The organism is Plantibacter sp. M259 (assembly GCF_006065115.1).
Taxonomy (GTDB): Bacteria; Actinomycetota; Actinomycetes; order Actinomycetales; family Microbacteriaceae; genus Plantibacter; species Plantibacter auratus.
The window spans coordinates 433,291-448,530 of the sequence record NZ_CP040750.1; the positions used below are offsets into that span (position 1 = coordinate 433,291).

Genomic DNA, 15,240 nt, shown 5'->3' on the forward strand with positions numbered 1-15,240 from the left:
CGTGAGACCGGCGGACTTCGACGCGTTCTCCGTCGCCGCGCGCATTTTATCGTCAGCGCCGCTGGCCGCCGCGTTCGCCACCATCGCCGTCGCGACCGCCTTCGGTGAGCACCTCGTCACGAGCCTGATCGGTGTCGCCGGGTTCAGCGCGATGCTCGTCGGCCTCACGACGATCGGCACGGGCATCCTCCTCGCACGGCTCCCCATCATCGAGTGGCGTGGCCTCCTGCCGATCTCGGTCCTGCTGTTCCTCGCCTGGAGCGCGCTGTCGGTCGTGTGGAGCGCCACGCCGCTCGCGACCGTACCCGCCATCGGCGGACAGCTCGCGTGGGCCTTCATCGCCATCGTGATCGCGCTGACCCGCGACACCATCCAGATCGTCCGGGCGACGGGCACCGCCTTCCGCGCGCTCCTCGGCACCTCGCTGGCCCTCGAGGTCGTGAGCGGCGTCCTCATCGACACCCCACTGCCGTTCCTCGGGATCAGCGGGAACCTCGCCTTCGGCGGCCCGTTGGAGGGGGTCTTCGGAACCCGGAGCGCCCTCGGCATCGCGGCCCTGCTCGGTCTCGTCACCTTCGTCGTCGAATGGCGGACCCGTTCCGTGGGTCACGGGGTGACGATCGGGTCCATCGCCCTCGCCATCGGGCTCATCCTCGGCACGCGCTCGCCGAGCGTCGCGCTCCTCGCCGCAGCCCTCGGCATCGCGACCGCCGTGCTCTACGTCTTCCGGCAACTCCGACCGGAACCGCGCCGCACCTGGCAGTTCGTCCTCCTCACCGTCCTCGCGCTCGTCGGCCTCGTCGGGTACCTGTTCCGATCCGAGGTGTTCCGCGTCCTCGGTCTCGGGCTCGAGATCGAGCAGCGCTACGCGCTCTGGCAGGAGACCCTGCGACGCCTGGCCCCGAGCGAGCTCAACGGCTGGGGATGGACGGGCGGCTGGGTCTCAGATGCGGTCCCGTACCGGTTCATCGACGCGAACCTCGGCCGCACGAACGACTCGGCGCTGAACGCCTACCTGGACGTGTACCTGCAGCTCGGACTGATCGGGCTCGCCCTGTTCCTCCTCCTCGGCGGTCTGGCGCTCGTGCGGACCTGGCTGATCGCGACCAATCGGCGCAGCGTCGTGCACGTCTGGGCTGCGCTCATCGTCGTGACCCTGCTCGCATCGGGTGCTGCCGAGAGCAGCCTCCTGCTGAGCGGCGGCTGGCTGCTCCTCGTCGTCTGCGCGGTCATCGGTGCCGGCGGGCTGAGCTGGCGGCACAAGCTCCCGGAACGCTGAACCCGGCCCGAGCGTCGCCGGATCACCGTGCATCGGTTCCCGGGGCGACGACCGCCCGCACCGTCTGCGCGAGGATCTTCAGGTCGATCGCGGCCGACCGGTTCTCCACGTAGTACAGGTCGAGATCGACCGAGTCGTCCCAGGAGAGGTTGGACCGCCCGCTGACCTGCCACAGTCCACTCATACCGGGCTTGACCAGGAGGCGTCGCTGGGCGAGCAGATCGTAGCGTTCGACCTCCCACCCACGGTGCGGCCGCGGGCCGACGAGGCTCATCGAACCGCCCAGGACGTTCAACAACTGCGGGAGCTCGTCGAGCGAATACTTCCGGAGGATCCGTCCGATCGGGGTCACGAGCGGGTTGTCCGGAGTCTTCGTCAGCAGTTCGCCCGCATGCTGCTGGACCGAGAGGGCTGCTCCGGTGTCGGCGTCGGCGGTCATCGAGCGGAACTTCAGGATCTGGAAGGGGCGGCCGCGCAGGCCGACGCGCTCCTGCCGGTACAGCACGGTCCCCCGACTCGTCGTCTTCACCGCGAGCGCGACCGCGAGCATGACCGGGGCGAGCAGCAGGAGCAGCGTCGCGGAACCGATGACGTCGAACGCCCGCTTCGCCGCCGCCTCCAGCCGGGACAGCTCCAGGTGGTCGACATGGATGAGCGGGATGCCGGCCACCGCCTGGAGGTACAGGCGGGTCGAGGCCACCCCCGTGAGCGTCGGCGCGATGATGAACTTCACCCCGCGCTCGCTGAGGTCCCAACCCAGGCGCCGGAGCTCCACGGGGGTCAGTTCGACGGGGCCGACGAGGATTACGGTGTCCGCTTGGACCTCCATCGCGGCATCGAGGATCGACGGCCGTCCGGCGAGGACCGGGGCGTCCGCGATGCGTGCGTCGTCGTCGACGCCCGGGGTCGCGACGCCCACCACCCGATGCCCCGCCCAGTCGCCCCGGCGCATGCGCTCGGCGACATGCACCGCGTGGTCACGGTCTCCCACGAGCAGCGTGCGGTAGACGAGTGCGCTCCCGCGTCGCCGCGCGCGGAGGTGCCGACGGGCACCCCAGCGGACCGCCAGGAGGAGGGCGACCCCGAACGGCATGGCCGTGAGCAGGAACCCGCGTCCGATCTCGAGCTTGAGGAGGTAGGACGCCATCGCCACCGCGCCGAAGACCGTCGTCGTCACGACCACGACCCGTCGGTAGGGCGTCCAACCGTCAGCCAGGACCCGCGGGTGGCGCGATCGGGCCGCGCCCAGGGGCGACCACCACGCGACGGCGAGCGCGAGGGTGACCGCCGGGTAGCCGAGGTCGAGGCGTCCGAACGGCCCCACGACCTCCACGGTCCCGCGCCAGTACGCGTCCCACCACAGGAGCTGGGTCACGGCGAGCGCCAGGGTGATGGCCAGGAGGTCGAGGACGAGGACCATGCGCGAGCACCGTCGCTCCCAGCAGCGGCGGGCTTCGACGAAGGGCATGACGGTGGCCTCCCTGGGGATGTTCTGGTGTGCATCGGATCGAGCCTCGGCGGGCACAGGTCGCGACGGGCGAGGTCGATCGCCGGAGCGCGAGACGACCCGGCGACAATCGAGCATAATGTATTCGACCAACTGAAGTATCCGATTCCAGCACCATGCTCGGTGTCGATCCGGACGGAGCATCCATGCCCTACCTCGAGACCATGCGACAGCGCACCGAAGCCTCCTTCGTCGAGCTGCATCGCGGTGTCACCGACCTCCACTACACGCAGTTCCCCGATCACCGGAACTCGGGCGACTCGGCCATCGCGCTCGGTCAGGCCCGGTTCTGGCGCGCACACGACATCGCCGTCCGCACGACCTCGAGCGCCGGCAGCATGCCGGAGCGGGTCCGGGACTCGTCGATCCCGGTCCTCATCCAGGGCGGCGGCAACCTCGGAGGCCTCTACCCGGTGCTGAGCGAGGCTCGCTACGCACTCGCGGAGCGCCTCCCAGACGACACCTTGCTCATCCAAGCACCGCAGTCGGTCGTCTTCCCCACGGACGCAGACCGCCGGGAGTTCTCCCGACGGTTCGCCGCCCGGCCCAACCTGCGGGTCGCCGTCCGCGACCAGACCTCCTACGACCTCCTCCGCGACGAGGTCGACGACCTCAGCCTCTCGCCGGACGCGGTGCACCTCCTCGGCCCGATCAGCGCCCCCGAACCGACGCAGCGACGCATCGTCATCGCCCGGGCGGACGACGAGACCGCGGGTGGGCTCGCGGGCTCCGAGAGCGCCGACTGGCCGGCCGACCCCCTGGACCTCCGAGCGCATGAGTGGCTCGGCTGGCGGGCGGCGAAGCACCCGGCGCTGAAACCCCTCATGGAGCGCGACCATGCCGCGTGGATGCGGCGAGCCGAACGTCGCTTCGACGCCGCCGTCCGGCTGATCGCCCGCGGCGAGGTGGTCGTCACCGATCGCCTCCACGCCATGCTCATCGGGCTGCAGATGGGCCGCCGGGTCGTCGCGCTCGACAACAACAACCGCAAGCTGTCCAACTACGCGGAGACCTGGTTCGGCGACCTCCAGCCGAGGTTGCGCTTCGAGCACACGCTGCGTCCGTGACCTCCAGGCAGCCTTCAGCGCACCTGACCCGTCGGGACGCGGCCAGGGCCCGCGCGGAGGCCAGCGCCCACCGTGCCGCGTGCCGTCGGCAGCTGACGCGACGGACGCCCCGTGTCGGCGGGCGGGAACGTGACCGCCCGCTCGTCGGCGGTTCGCTCGTCCTGATCGCCTCGCTCCTCGCTCTCGCCTGGGTGGCAGCCGACCAACCAGGACTGCCCGGGCACTTCGCGAACGACGAGGGCACGATCATCAGCGTGAGCCGGGGGACGTTCACCGAGGCCGACTCGTCATTCCAGCTCATCGCCGCGGTCTACCGCTGGATGGGCCTGGCCGAGCTGCCGACGCTCGCTGCCCTCGTCGGTGTCGCGAGCTACCTGCTCGTCCTGACGGTGGCGATCTCACACACCCGGACGACGACGGCCGAGTGGGTGGACTGGGCCATCATCATCAGCTGCGTCGCGCTCGCCGCCGTCTACCACGGCGCGTACACGAAGGACCTGCTGACCGTGGGCGCGGCACTCGCCCTCATCGCCCATCGCGGACGAGGTCTGTCGGCCGAGCTGGTGCCGGTGGCCGCGATGCTGCTGTACGCCCAGGGCTTCCGCACGTACTGGTTCCTCGTGGCCGGCCTCTATCTGGCGCTCCGCCTCGCGCTGCGGGCGCGGCGCGACTGGACAGCCACCCTGGCGATCGTCCTCGTGCTCTACGCCGGGCTCTCCGTCGTCTTCCCGCTGGTCGTCGGTGTCGACCTCGACCACTACCGCATGACGGTGAACGAGCACCGCACCGCGGAATCGGTCAACACTCTGATCGAGCAGTTCTTCCCCGGTGCCGGCCCCGTGTCCGGGTTCGTCAACAGTGTCCTCACCTTCGCCTCGTTCATCATCCCGATCCCGCTGATGCTCCGCGGCGGGGCGATCTACCTCGTCGTGGCGCTCGTCCTGCTCGTCATCTGGGGATCACTCATCGCCGCGATCCGGTCGGCGAGGCTCCGAACGCCCCGCGGCTCGTCGGTCCTCACAGCGTTCCAGAACCGGTTGTTCGCGGCGATCCTCGCGTTCCTGATCGTGCAGTCGATCTTCGAGCCGGACTACGGCTCGTTCCTCCGGCATCTCACACCGATGCTGATCGTCGCCGTGTGCCTCCTCCTGAGCCTGCGGCCCGGAGCGGTGTCCTCGGCCCAGCGGAGGCCGACATCCGCTGTATCCCGCGCGGCTCAGCGACGTGCGGGCACGACTGATGCTGCCGCGACGCGCACGTCGGCCGCGACACGCGCCCAGGAGAACGGACCTGCCGCGGCGAGCACCCCCGCCGCGGAGAGCGCCTGGTAACGACCGGCGTCGGTGAGGATCTGCTCCAGCGCGTCGGCGAGCGCGGTCGGCGTCACCGCCGTGGCCACGATGCCCGATCCTGACGCGATCGCCTGCTCGGCGAGGCCGCCGACCGGCGTCACGACGGAGGGCACCCCGAGCGCCATCGCGTAGGCGAGCACACCGGACTGACTGGCCTCGGTGTACGGCAGCAGGGCGATGTCGAACCGGCCGACCACCTGTGCGATCTCCTCCTGGCCGACCCAGCGGTTCTCGAGTTCGTCGTCCTCGTGTCGCAGGAGTCCGAGGGCGTCGTCGGTCCCGGACCCGACGACCCGCAACCGGACCCGGACCCCGCGACGGCGCAGTTCGGTGATCGCCGCCACCCCGAGACCGAGCCCCTTGTACGCCGACAGCCGACCGAAGCATCCGACGACCGGAACACCCTCCCGGTACGTCGACCGGACCACGGCACGGCCCGCTTCGACACGGTACGCGGCATGGACGGTCTCGTGGACGCGGTCCGCGCGGAACTCACCACGGGACGTGAGTGCATCGGCGACCGGCGCGGAGAACACGATCGCTCCGTCCGCCGCCCGACGCTCGGCACGACGCAGGAGGTGCTCGAGCCGCGAGAAGTCCCCGGGGTGCATCGTCGCGTCATGGACGCAGAGCAGACTCCGACGATCGCCGAAGCGGAACACGGGCGCGACCGCCCCCTGCCAGAGCTGCTCCATGGCGATGACGACGACGTCGATGCGATGTCGCCGCAGGAAGCGGTCGAGCCGGAGCGCCGCCCAGAGGAGGCGTGGGAGGCCGAGCACCGCGCCGCGCTTGTCGCGATACGTGCGGATCGTGAAGGACGGCACACCGAGGGCGACGAACCGCTCCGCCACCTCGGCGTCGAGGGAGTAGGACACGACGACATCGCAGCCGTCCTCCTGCAGCGCCTGAGCCAGTTCCTGGGCGAAGAGCGGGCCCGCACCGGTGCGGCCCCACTGCACGACAGCGACCCGCATCAGGCCACCTGCGGTATCCGGTAGGCCTCGGCGAGCGCCGTCCGCTGCTGGGCGGGAGTGTGGCCTCGAAGGCGATCCGACCAGCGGGCGATGTTCGTCTCGGCCCACGCGGCGAACGCGCGGGGTCCGGCCAGTCTGCTGGCGATCAGCGCCTCGAGACCACCGTCGAGTGTGAGGGCGTCCGGGAGCGTCCCGAACGCGGCGATCGGCCGGACGAGCGTCGGGACACCGGCCTGCACCGCCTCCAGGACGGCGAGCGGGAACCCCTCCCAGGCGGCGGTATGGAGGTAGACGTCGCTCTGCGCGAGCCGCCTGCCCACCTCGGCGTGCGGGATCCAACCGGTGACGTGCACACCGGAGGCTTCCAACCGGCCGACGTCGTCGTCCGCGCCACCTCCCATCCAGACCGGGACCACCTCGATACCTCGCGCACTGATCGACGCCGCGACGTCGGCGAACCGCATCGGATCCTTCTGCGGAGCGATCCGTCCGAGACTCGCGACCCGCAGCGGCCGGTGCAGCTCCACCTCGTTCTCGCGAGCGCCGGGAGGCGGAACCGCGACCACGTTCGGTACGTGGACGACGCGCGGCTGGAGGGGGCCACGCCGTTCCGCGGCTGCGGCCTCGCCCTCGGAACACGCGGCGATGGTCTCGACGTTGAAGGAGAGCAACCATTCGACGGCCCGGAACAGACGGCGGCTCCAGACGGAGAGGTCCGCGCGCTCGAACGCGTAGCAGTGCGGGGTGTAGACGATGCGGGTCCGCGGCGAGCTGCGCAGGGCGACCCGCGCGTACGCACCGGCGAAGCTCGAGTGGGCGTGCACGATGTCGGCGCCGGTACGACGGCGAACCCGCCGGATCGCCCGCACGGCAGCGAGCGGTCGCCGCCCGAGCGCGGTCACGGAGGCGAAGCAGTCGGACAGCGTCTCGTCGACCGGGGCGCCGTCCGGAATCTGCGCGAGCAGGTGATGTTCGACACCCGGCGGTGAATTCCGCACGTAGGCCTCGATCGCCACGGGGATCCCACCCGCATAGCAGTCGGTGACGTGGAGCACGGTCGTCATGTCCGCCGCTCGTCGAACGGGAGGAGCGGTTGGACGACGGTCATCAGTCTCGTATCTCACATGTTGTATGTTAGACGGCGGCAACGTTGGTCACCCCGCCCATGCCAGATCCGGAGGCCCGTGTACTCGATCGTCATCCCCTGCCGAAACGGCTCGGGGACTCTCGCCACGCAACTCGAAGCCCTCCTCGCCCAACGCTCGCCCGGCGACATCGAGATCATCGTCGCCGACAACGGTTCCGTCGACGGCACCGCGGCACTCGTCCGGCGGTTCAGCGAGGTGGACGGACGTGTCCGCCTCGTCGACGCAAGCGGCAGGCCAGGAATCAACCACGCTCGCAACACCGGCATCCGGGCATCGCGGGGTTCAGCGGTGCTCCTCTGCGACGCTGACGACGTCGTCCAGGTCGGCTGGGTCGAGGCTCACCGGCGCGCGCTCGAAGCCGGCGCGGATTGCGTCGGCGGCGTGCTCGAACGGACCCTCCCGGACGGCACACCTCTGGGCAGACAGGAGGCTGTCAGCACCGTGCACGGTTTCCATCCATGGCCGCCGGGAGCGAACTGCGGTTTCCAACGACGGGTGTTCGACCGGCTCGGTGGGTTCGACGAGACCCTGCTCGGCGGCGGCGATGAGACTGACTTCTTCTGGCGGGCGGCAGAGGCCGGTCACCCGACCACCGCGGTCCCTGAGGCCGTGGTCGAGTACCGCCTCCGCGGTGACCTTCGAGCCGTGGCCCGGCAGTTCTTCGGGTACGGCCGAGGAACGGTGCGGTTGTTCCGACGACACCGCGGGTTGGGCATGCCGAGGTCCTTCGGGTGGGAGCTCCCCTTCGTCATCGTGGTCGGAGTGCTGCAGGTCATCCTCCCGAGCCGCAACAGTACGCGCCGGCGATGTGGTGTCGAGCGACTCTCGTCGAGAGCAGGGCGCGTGGTCGAGAGCGTGCGATCGAGGACGTGGTACCTGTGATCACGACGATCGAGGCCGACGACGGCGACGAGGACCCCGCCGACGCCACGACCGCGCTCGTCGACCGACCCGCGGGTCGCCCGTCGTGCCTGTGACCGGGCGATGATCCATCTCGCCTGGGCGATCCTCGAGCGGATCCTTCCCCGGGTGGCGTCGGCGCTCATCATGCTCGTCCTGGCCGCCCGGCTCACGCCGTCCCTCGTCGGCATGTACGCGTGGATGATCCTCGCCCTCACGCTGGTCCAGACCGTCGGTGACACGGCCGCCCGGCAGACCGCCGTCGTCCACGGAGACACCGAGGCCGGGGACCGGTTCGTCCGCCGGTTCCGGGTCTGGTCCGCGCTGATCGGAGGCGCCGCGCTCGCCGTGACCGTCGGAGCCCTGCTCCTGACGCATCACGCGGAGGACCGTTGGCAGGCGATCGCCCTCGCGCCGTTCGTCCTCGTCCCGGCGGCCTCGGCCGTGGGCATCGACGCCCTGGTCCGCCTGCAGCGAGCCGGGAGATGGAAGGAGATCGCATCGCATCAGGCGTGGTCGTCGACAGCCTCCCTGCTCTGCAGCGTGCCGACTTTGCTCGCGACGGGATCACTGCTCGCCAGCGCCCTGCAGGCGATGCTCGCGGAGGCGGGGTTCGCCCTGCTCAACCGGCGACGTGCTGCGCGACTCCCCCGCGCGTCCGCCACTGGCTCGCGTTCCCGCGAACCGACCGTGAACGTCCTGGGCGACTACCTGCACACGGCGCTGTTCTCGCTCCTGGGATGGGGACAGGGGCAGACCGACCGCCTCTCGATCGGCGCTCTCGCTGGCGGGGTGCGCCTCGGCCAGTACGCGTTCGCCATGTCACTGTCGCGGAGCATCGGCGACGCGGCGGCGCTGGCTGCGATCAACGTCCTCCGGCCGGTCCTCGCCGAAGCGGCACGTGACGGCCGAGGATCCGAGATCGTCTCGGTCACGGAGGCTTCGCTCCGACGGTCGCTGGTCCTGGCGGTCGTTGCCGCCGTTGCGACGAGTATCGGGGCTGAGCTGGTCGTGGACCCCTTCCTCGCGGGCGACTGGGACCCCGCCCTCGCACTCGTCCCCGTCCTCGCCCTGTCGGTCGCTCCCTCGGTCGTCGCCTGGTCGGTGACGGCGGTCCTCCAGGCCGAGCGCCGGATGAGCTGGGCGAGTCCGATCAAGGCGGTCGGCGTGCTGCTGTCCCTCCCGGTCGGCGTCGTCGCCCTCCACGACCTGCAGCTCGCGGCCTGGCTCGTGAACGCCCGGGAGCTCGTCGTGATGGCACTGCTCCTCCTCGCCGCGCGTCATCGGGCGCCCTGGCGGGGTGGCCTCCTCGCGCTCGGCGTCGTCCTGGTCGGCGCGGCCGTGTGGCATCTGACCCGAGGCTAGGCCGGCTGCAGCAGATCCCTCACGATGTCCAGCGCCCCCTGGCTTGCATACCGCTGGTACTCGCCGCGGGGGGCACGCAGCACGACAGGGAGGATCCGCCGCCACCGGGCCGGAGCGAGATCGGCCCGGAACCGCTCGAAGGCCGCTTTGGCGACGACGGCCGAGCGATCGGCGAGCGGTGCGGGCTCACGGGTATCGTCGAGCCAGGAAGCGAGCCCGGCGACGCGGTCCGCGATGTCGCGGTTGCGCTGGCGCCCCGGCTGCATCAGTCTCGAGATCTTGTAGGCCAGCGTCGGCTCGACGATCCCGATCTGGTTCGCGCCGTGCTGCCGGTAGTCGACGAGGGGTTCGTCCAGCAGCTCGATCGGGCCACGCGATGCGGCCACGATCGCCAACCACTCGTCGTGCACCCACGGCGAGGGGAACGGTACGGCTGCGTCGAAGACCTCGCGCCGGAGCATCGCGGTCGCACCGGTGACCAGATTGCGTCGCAGCAACACGCCGAAAGCATCACCAGCCCGGATCCCGTCGCGTTCGTGCGGGCCGATCGACAGCGACGCGAACAGCGTGGTGCCGAGGGACACCCCATCGGCTCCGACAAGACGGGCGTCCGAGCACACCATCTGCAGCTCCGGACGCGCGTCGAAGGCGGCCAGGGCACGTTCGACGCGGTCGGGCCGCCACACGTCGTCCTGATCGGAGAGGACGATCAGGCTCCCCGTGGTCGCGCGGATCGCCCCTCGAAGTTCCTCGTGACGCCGAGTGGACTCGGATTCCGCAGGACGCGCACCGGGACGGACGACTCAGCGGCGAAGCGCTCGACGATGGCGGATGTCCCGTCAGTCGAACCGTCGTCGCTGACCACGATCTCGCCCGGGAGCACGGTCTGCGCGAGCATGCTGGCCAGCTGCTCTTCGAGGAACACGGCGCCGTTGTAGGTGCACAGGGCGACGGAGACGCGTCCGTCGACTGCTGCTGTTGCTGGCATGGACCCGCCCCTCACCGCTCATCGGACCGCGGACCAGCCTATCCCGACCGCCCCACTGGTATCCTCGTGCCTTATGCCCCGCGTAGCCGTCGACCTCCTCTCGTACACCGGAACGAAAGGCGGTATGGAGACCTACGCGCGCGAGCTGTACCGCGAGATCGGCCGACTCGGCAGTGAATTCGAGTTCGTCGGACTCGCCAGCAAAGAGGGATACCAGCTCGACCGTTCTTGGTTCCCCGGGGACATGATCGACACCGGTATCAGCGGCGAGAACCGCTTCCGGTGGGCGATCGGCGAGCTCTGGTCGATCGGTCGCATCGCGAAGCGTCACGGTGCGGATCTGTTGCACTGCCCGGCTCTGCTCGGTCCTGCCCGGAGCAGCATGCCCACCGTGATCTCCATGCACGACATGCTCTACTGGAGTCAGCCCCAGATGATGAGCACCCCGGCGTTCACGGAACCCGTGAAGTTCATGGAGCGCCTGGGTGCACGGAACGCCAGCCGGATGATCACCATCAGTGAGGTGTCCCGACGCGAGATCATCACCTACCTCGGCTTCCCGGCAGACCGCATCGACCTCATCCCCCTCGCCGGCACCGCCCTGCCGATGGGCGAACGACGACCGGACAAGGAGCACCCCTTCATCCTGGCGACGGGCAACCGGCGCCCGCACAAGAACTGGGCTGGTCTCATCAGGGCGTTGCCGCTCGTCGACGAGGCGATCCGCCCTCGGGTGGTCATCACCGGCAGCCACGGCGAGGACCCTCTGCGCGCCGTCGTCGACGAGGTCGGCATGCACGACTGGGTCGAGCTGCGATCCTGGTTGACCAGCGAGGAACTCGGTCACCTCTACGAGACCGCGACCGCGCTCGCCATGCCGTCGTTCCACGACGGCTTCAGCCTGCCCGCCCTCGAGGCCATGATGGCGGGGCTCCCCGTGCTCATCTCCGACATCCCCGTATACCGGGAGGTCGCCGGCGATGCGGCCGAGTACTTCGATCCCCATTCGCTCGAGTCGATCGCCACTGCCATGACGACGGCGGTCAGTGACCCCGCACGGATGGCCGAACTCGCCGATCAGGGCAGGGAACGCGCCAAGCAGTTCTCCTGGGAACGCGTGGCGACACGCACGCTCGAGACCTTCCGGACAACACTCGCCTGACACGGCCGCGGCTGGACGACGGGCCACCGCCATCCAGCCGCGTCGCCTCACTCCGACTGCGGCTGGATGACCGGGATCGACTCGGTGTCGGCCGGGCCGAGCGCGATGGTCGGCATCGACACGGTGATGAGCGAACCGTCGGCACGACGGCTGCCCTCGATGTCGCTCGCGCTCGGCTCGCCGACGAGGTGCGGACCCTGGTTGTCGAGTGGAACGGTGACCGTGGTTCCGGCCTCCACCAGGACGTTGCCGCCGCCGACGACGAACGACGCGGAATCGCCCTCCTCGACGGTGAACCGCATCTCGGTGCGCCGGACGGAGATGCGCACCCGCGTGCCCTTGACCGTGAGCCGGAAGGTGATGCCCTGCCAGTCGACCGGCAGGCGCGGCGAGAAGGAGATCACACCGCCGTGGTCACGCATCCCGGCGAAGCCGAGCACGAGCGCGCTCCACACCCCACCGGTGGAGGCGACGTGCACACCGTCCGGGGTGTTGCGGTGCAGGTTCGCGAGGTCGACGAACAGCGCCGACCAGAAGTACTTGAGCGCGAGCCGCTGGTACCCGACCTCGGCGGCGATGATCGACTGCACGACCGCCGACAGGGTCGAGTCGCCCGTCGTCAGCGGATCGTAGTAGTCGAAGTCGGCGAGCTTCTCCTCGTCGGTGAAGTGGTCGCCCTGCAGGAGCAGCGCCAGCACGACGTCCGCCTGTTTGAGCACCTGGAACCGGTAGATGACGAGCGGGTGGAAGTGCAGGAGCAGCGGGAGGTGCTCGGGCGGGGTGTGGTCGAGGTCCCACAGCTCCTTCTCGAGGAACTGGGCGTCCTGCGGGTGGATGCCGAGCCGCTTGTCGAAGGGGATGTGCATGTGCTCGGCGGCGCGCTGCCACTCGCGGACCTCGGCATCGTCGAGCGAGAGCCGCGTGACCAGGCGCTCGAAGGAGGCCGGATCGTCCTCGCGGAGGCGCTCCACGGCCTCGACGGCCGACAGCAGGTTCGACCGCGCCATGACGTTGGTGTAGAGGTTGTCGTTCACGACGGTCGTGTACTCATCGGGCCCAGTCACCCCGTAGATGTGGAACGAGTCCTTGCCGTTCGCGCGCCAGAAGCCCAGGTCGGCCCACATGCGCGCCGTCTCGACGAAGATGTCGACGGCTCCGCGGGCGAGGAAGTCCTCATCCCCCGTCGCCGCGACGTACTGCCGCAGCGCATAGGAGATGTCGGCGTCGATGTGGTACTGCGCCGTGCCGGCCGCGTAGTACGCGGACGACTCGAGCCCGTTGATCGTGCGCCACGGGAACAGGGCGCCGTGCTGGTTCAGCTCGGTCGCGCGGGAGCGGGCGGCGTCGAGCATGTTCTGACGGAACCGGAGGGCGTTCCGCGCGACGAGCGGTGCCGTGTAGCTGAGGAACGGGAGGACGTAGACCTCGGTGTCCCAGAAGTAGTGGCCGCCGTATCCGGAGCCGGACACGCCCTTCGCCGCGACACCGCCGCCGTCCGTGCGTGCGGACGCCTGCGCGAGCTGGAAGAGGTTCCAGCGCGTCGCCTGCTGGATGGCCGGCTGACCATGGACCTCGACGTCGGAGCGCGCCCAGAAGTCCTCGAGCCACAGCTCCTGGTTGCGGATCGCCGATTCGATGCCGTTCTCAGCGGAACGGTCGAGCGTGCGGGCACAGCGGTCGGCGAGCTCCTTCGGCGGGACGGCGTTGGAGGTGTGGTAGCTGATGATCTTGGTGAGCTTCGTGGGCACGCCCGCGCGACCGCGGATCGTGTACACGTGCTTCGCGAGGTCGGCCTCGATGTGCGTCGAGACCTCGTACTCGTTCTCGGTCTCGATCGCGTGGTCGGCGCCGGCCACGATCGTCATGCCGGAGTTCGTCGTCTGGTACCCGAGCATCGCGCGCGGACCGTCGATGAGCTTGTAGCGCGGCTGCAGCACCCGCTCGGTGAGGGACTCCGCCTTGCGTGGATCACCCATCCCCGGCTCGGGTGCGTTCGTCAGGTAGTCGTCCTGACGATCCTGGCGGTTGATGATCTGGCTGGAGAGCACGAGTGACGCGTCCGCGTCGAGCAACGTGACCTCGTAGTCGAGGACCGCGAGGTGGCGGTCGGTGAAGGACACCATGCGACGGGAGCGGATGTGGACGCGCTTCCCGGAGGGCGTCCGCCATTCGAGTTCACGGCTGAGGACACCGGTCTTGAAGTCGAGGCGACGCTCGAAGCTCAGGAGGTCGGCGTCGTTGAGGATCAAGGGCTCGTCGTCGACGTAGAGGCGGACGACCTTGGTGTCGGGCGCGTTGACGATCGTCTGGCCGACGCGGGCGAAGCCGAACGCCTCCTCGGCGTGACGGATCGGCCAGGTCTCGTGGAACCCGTTGATGAACGTGCCGTGGACGTGGCCGTCGCGGCCCTCCTCGACATTGCCACGGAAACCGAGGTAGCCGTTGCCGAGCGCGAACAGGGTCTCGGTCGTGCCCTCGTCGTCCGCGTCGACATGGGTCTCGACGAGCGCCCAGTCGTCGAGCGGGAACCGGTGACGGTCGAGCGGGTCGCTGGTGATGTGGTTCATGCCTGGTCCTCGGAGGAGTCGTGGGGTGCCGCGGGGGTCTGGGAGTCGGCCGGATCGTCCGGCCCGGCTGTTCGCGAGGTCGACCGCAGCGGTTCGACGAGGTCGGCGAGGTCGTCGACCACGATGTCGGCACCCGCATCGATGAGCGCCTGGTGCCCGATGCCGCGGTCGACGCCGAGCACGAGACCGAAGTCGCCACGTCGACCGGCCTCGACCCCGGAGTGCGCGTCCTCGACGACGACGCATTCAGACGGCGCGTAACCGAGCAGACGACCGGCCTCGACGTAGGTGTCCGGCGCGGGCTTGCCGGCGATCCCCTCGCGCGCGGCGACGACGCCGTCCATCACGACCGGGAACCGCTCACGGAGCCCTGCCGCTCGGAGGACGACCTCGGCGTTCTTGGAACTCGACACCACGGCGACCTCGAGCCCTGCCTGCTCGACCGTGTCGAGGAAGGTCGACGATCCCGGGTACGCGGCGATGCCGTCCGCTTCCAGGACCGCCGTGAACACCGAGTTCTTCCGGTTGCCGAGACCGCACACGGTCTCCAGCTCGGGCGCATCGGTCGGCGAACCCTCGGGGAGCGTGATGCCGCGTGACGCGAGCATCGCGCGCACCCCGTCGTACCGAGGTTTGCCGTCGATGTACTGGAAGTAGTCGGCGTCGGTGTACGGCTCGGTGATCCCGTGGGCGAGGAGCTCGTCGGTGAAGAGCTTCGCCCAGGCGTGCATGTGGATCTCGGCGGTCGGGGTGATGACGCCGTCGAGGTCGAACAGCACCGCCCGGCAGCCGAGGAGCCGCGCGGCCGCCTCGTCGAGGGTCAGGACGTCGTTCGATGGCGCGTTGATCGGCTGAGTCACGGTGCACGGTCCTCGTCGGTTTGGGGGAAGAGGTGGACAGTGGAACGGAAGCTGCTGCGGACCGGTGG

Annotated in this window: 13 protein-coding genes; 6 read left to right on the top strand and 7 right to left on the bottom strand. The window is 69.8% G+C overall.

Translation table 11 applies throughout. The features are described from left to right. Position 1: 1 nt before the first annotated feature. Positions 2-1,279 carry an O-antigen ligase family protein gene (locus FGL15_RS01995; RefSeq protein ID WP_138944745.1) on the top strand — a complete coding sequence of 426 codons (1,278 nt, stop codon included), beginning with the start codon at positions 2-4 and terminating at the stop codon, positions 1,277-1,279. 22 nt (positions 1,280-1,301) lie between these two features. Here FGL15_RS01995 and FGL15_RS02000 read toward each other — a convergent pair whose 3' ends face one another. Continuing rightward, positions 1,302-2,747: a sugar transferase gene (locus FGL15_RS02000; protein ID WP_168223275.1), complete on the bottom strand. Its 1,446-nt coding sequence runs from the start codon at positions 2,745-2,747 to the stop codon at positions 1,302-1,304. A 185-nt stretch (positions 2,748-2,932) separates the two neighbouring features. Between FGL15_RS02000 and FGL15_RS02005 the strand changes: the two genes are divergently transcribed. After that, positions 2,933-3,853, top strand: a complete 921-nt coding sequence (locus tag FGL15_RS02005; protein ID WP_168223276.1) for a polysaccharide pyruvyl transferase family protein — start codon at positions 2,933-2,935, stop codon at positions 3,851-3,853. Then, positions 3,850-5,184, top strand: coding sequence for a hypothetical protein (locus FGL15_RS02010; RefSeq protein ID WP_138944748.1), 1,335 nt, complete (start codon positions 3,850-3,852; stop codon positions 5,182-5,184). Before FGL15_RS02005 ends, FGL15_RS02010 begins: the two co-directional genes overlap by 4 nt. Here the strand turns inward: FGL15_RS02010 and FGL15_RS02015 are convergent. After that, positions 5,070-6,182, bottom strand: coding sequence for a glycosyltransferase family 4 protein (locus tag FGL15_RS02015; RefSeq protein WP_138944749.1), 1,113 nt, complete (start codon positions 6,180-6,182; stop codon positions 5,070-5,072). The two genes, FGL15_RS02010 and FGL15_RS02015, sit on opposite strands and share 115 nt — an antisense overlap. Beyond that, complete coding sequence (locus tag FGL15_RS02020; RefSeq protein WP_138944750.1) at positions 6,182-7,246, bottom strand: glycosyltransferase family 4 protein; 1,065 nt, start codon at positions 7,244-7,246, stop codon at positions 6,182-6,184. Before FGL15_RS02020 ends, FGL15_RS02015 begins: the two co-directional genes overlap by 1 nt. Before the next feature lie 120 nt (positions 7,247-7,366). Between FGL15_RS02020 and FGL15_RS02025 the strand changes: the two genes are divergently transcribed. Together FGL15_RS02025 and FGL15_RS02030 are read left to right on the top strand one after the other, a co-directional pair. After that, positions 7,367-8,212 carry a glycosyltransferase gene (locus FGL15_RS02025; protein ID WP_168223277.1) on the top strand — a complete coding sequence of 282 codons (846 nt, stop codon included), beginning with the start codon at positions 7,367-7,369 and terminating at the stop codon, positions 8,210-8,212. A 102-nt stretch (positions 8,213-8,314) separates the two neighbouring features. Further along, a complete protein-coding gene (locus tag FGL15_RS02030) occupies positions 8,315-9,595 on the top strand; it encodes a lipopolysaccharide biosynthesis protein (RefSeq protein WP_138944752.1) in 1,281 nt (426 codons plus the stop codon). Here the strand turns inward: FGL15_RS02030 and FGL15_RS02035 are convergent. Both FGL15_RS02035 and FGL15_RS21395 read right to left on the bottom strand, forming a co-directional pair. Further along, positions 9,592-10,281, bottom strand: coding sequence for a glycosyltransferase family 2 protein (locus tag FGL15_RS02035; RefSeq protein ID WP_370281995.1), 690 nt, complete (start codon positions 10,279-10,281; stop codon positions 9,592-9,594). The genes FGL15_RS02030 and FGL15_RS02035 overlap by 4 nt on opposite strands. A 23-nt stretch (positions 10,282-10,304) precedes the next feature. After that, positions 10,305-10,583, bottom strand: a complete 279-nt coding sequence (locus FGL15_RS21395; protein ID WP_370281997.1) for a glycosyltransferase — start codon at positions 10,581-10,583, stop codon at positions 10,305-10,307. A 73-nt stretch (positions 10,584-10,656) separates the two neighbouring features. On the opposite strand from FGL15_RS21395, the gene FGL15_RS02040 reads away from it, so the two are divergent. Continuing rightward, entirely contained in the window at positions 10,657-11,745 is a 1,089-nt protein-coding gene (locus tag FGL15_RS02040) for a glycosyltransferase family 1 protein (protein WP_168223278.1), read from the top strand. A gap of 47 nt (positions 11,746-11,792) precedes the next feature. Here the strand turns inward: FGL15_RS02040 and FGL15_RS02045 are convergent, their stop codons facing one another. Together FGL15_RS02045 and FGL15_RS02050 are read right to left on the bottom strand one after the other, a co-directional pair. Further along, on the bottom strand, positions 11,793-14,312 hold the full coding sequence (locus FGL15_RS02045; protein ID WP_138944754.1) for a glycoside hydrolase family 65 protein: 2,520 nt from the start codon (positions 14,310-14,312) through the stop codon (positions 11,793-11,795). Beyond that, on the bottom strand, positions 14,309-15,136 hold the full coding sequence (locus FGL15_RS02050) for an HAD family phosphatase (RefSeq protein ID WP_138947169.1): 828 nt from the start codon (positions 15,134-15,136) through the stop codon (positions 14,309-14,311). Before FGL15_RS02050 ends, FGL15_RS02045 begins: the two co-directional genes overlap by 4 nt. Positions 15,137-15,240: the final 104 nt, after the last annotated feature.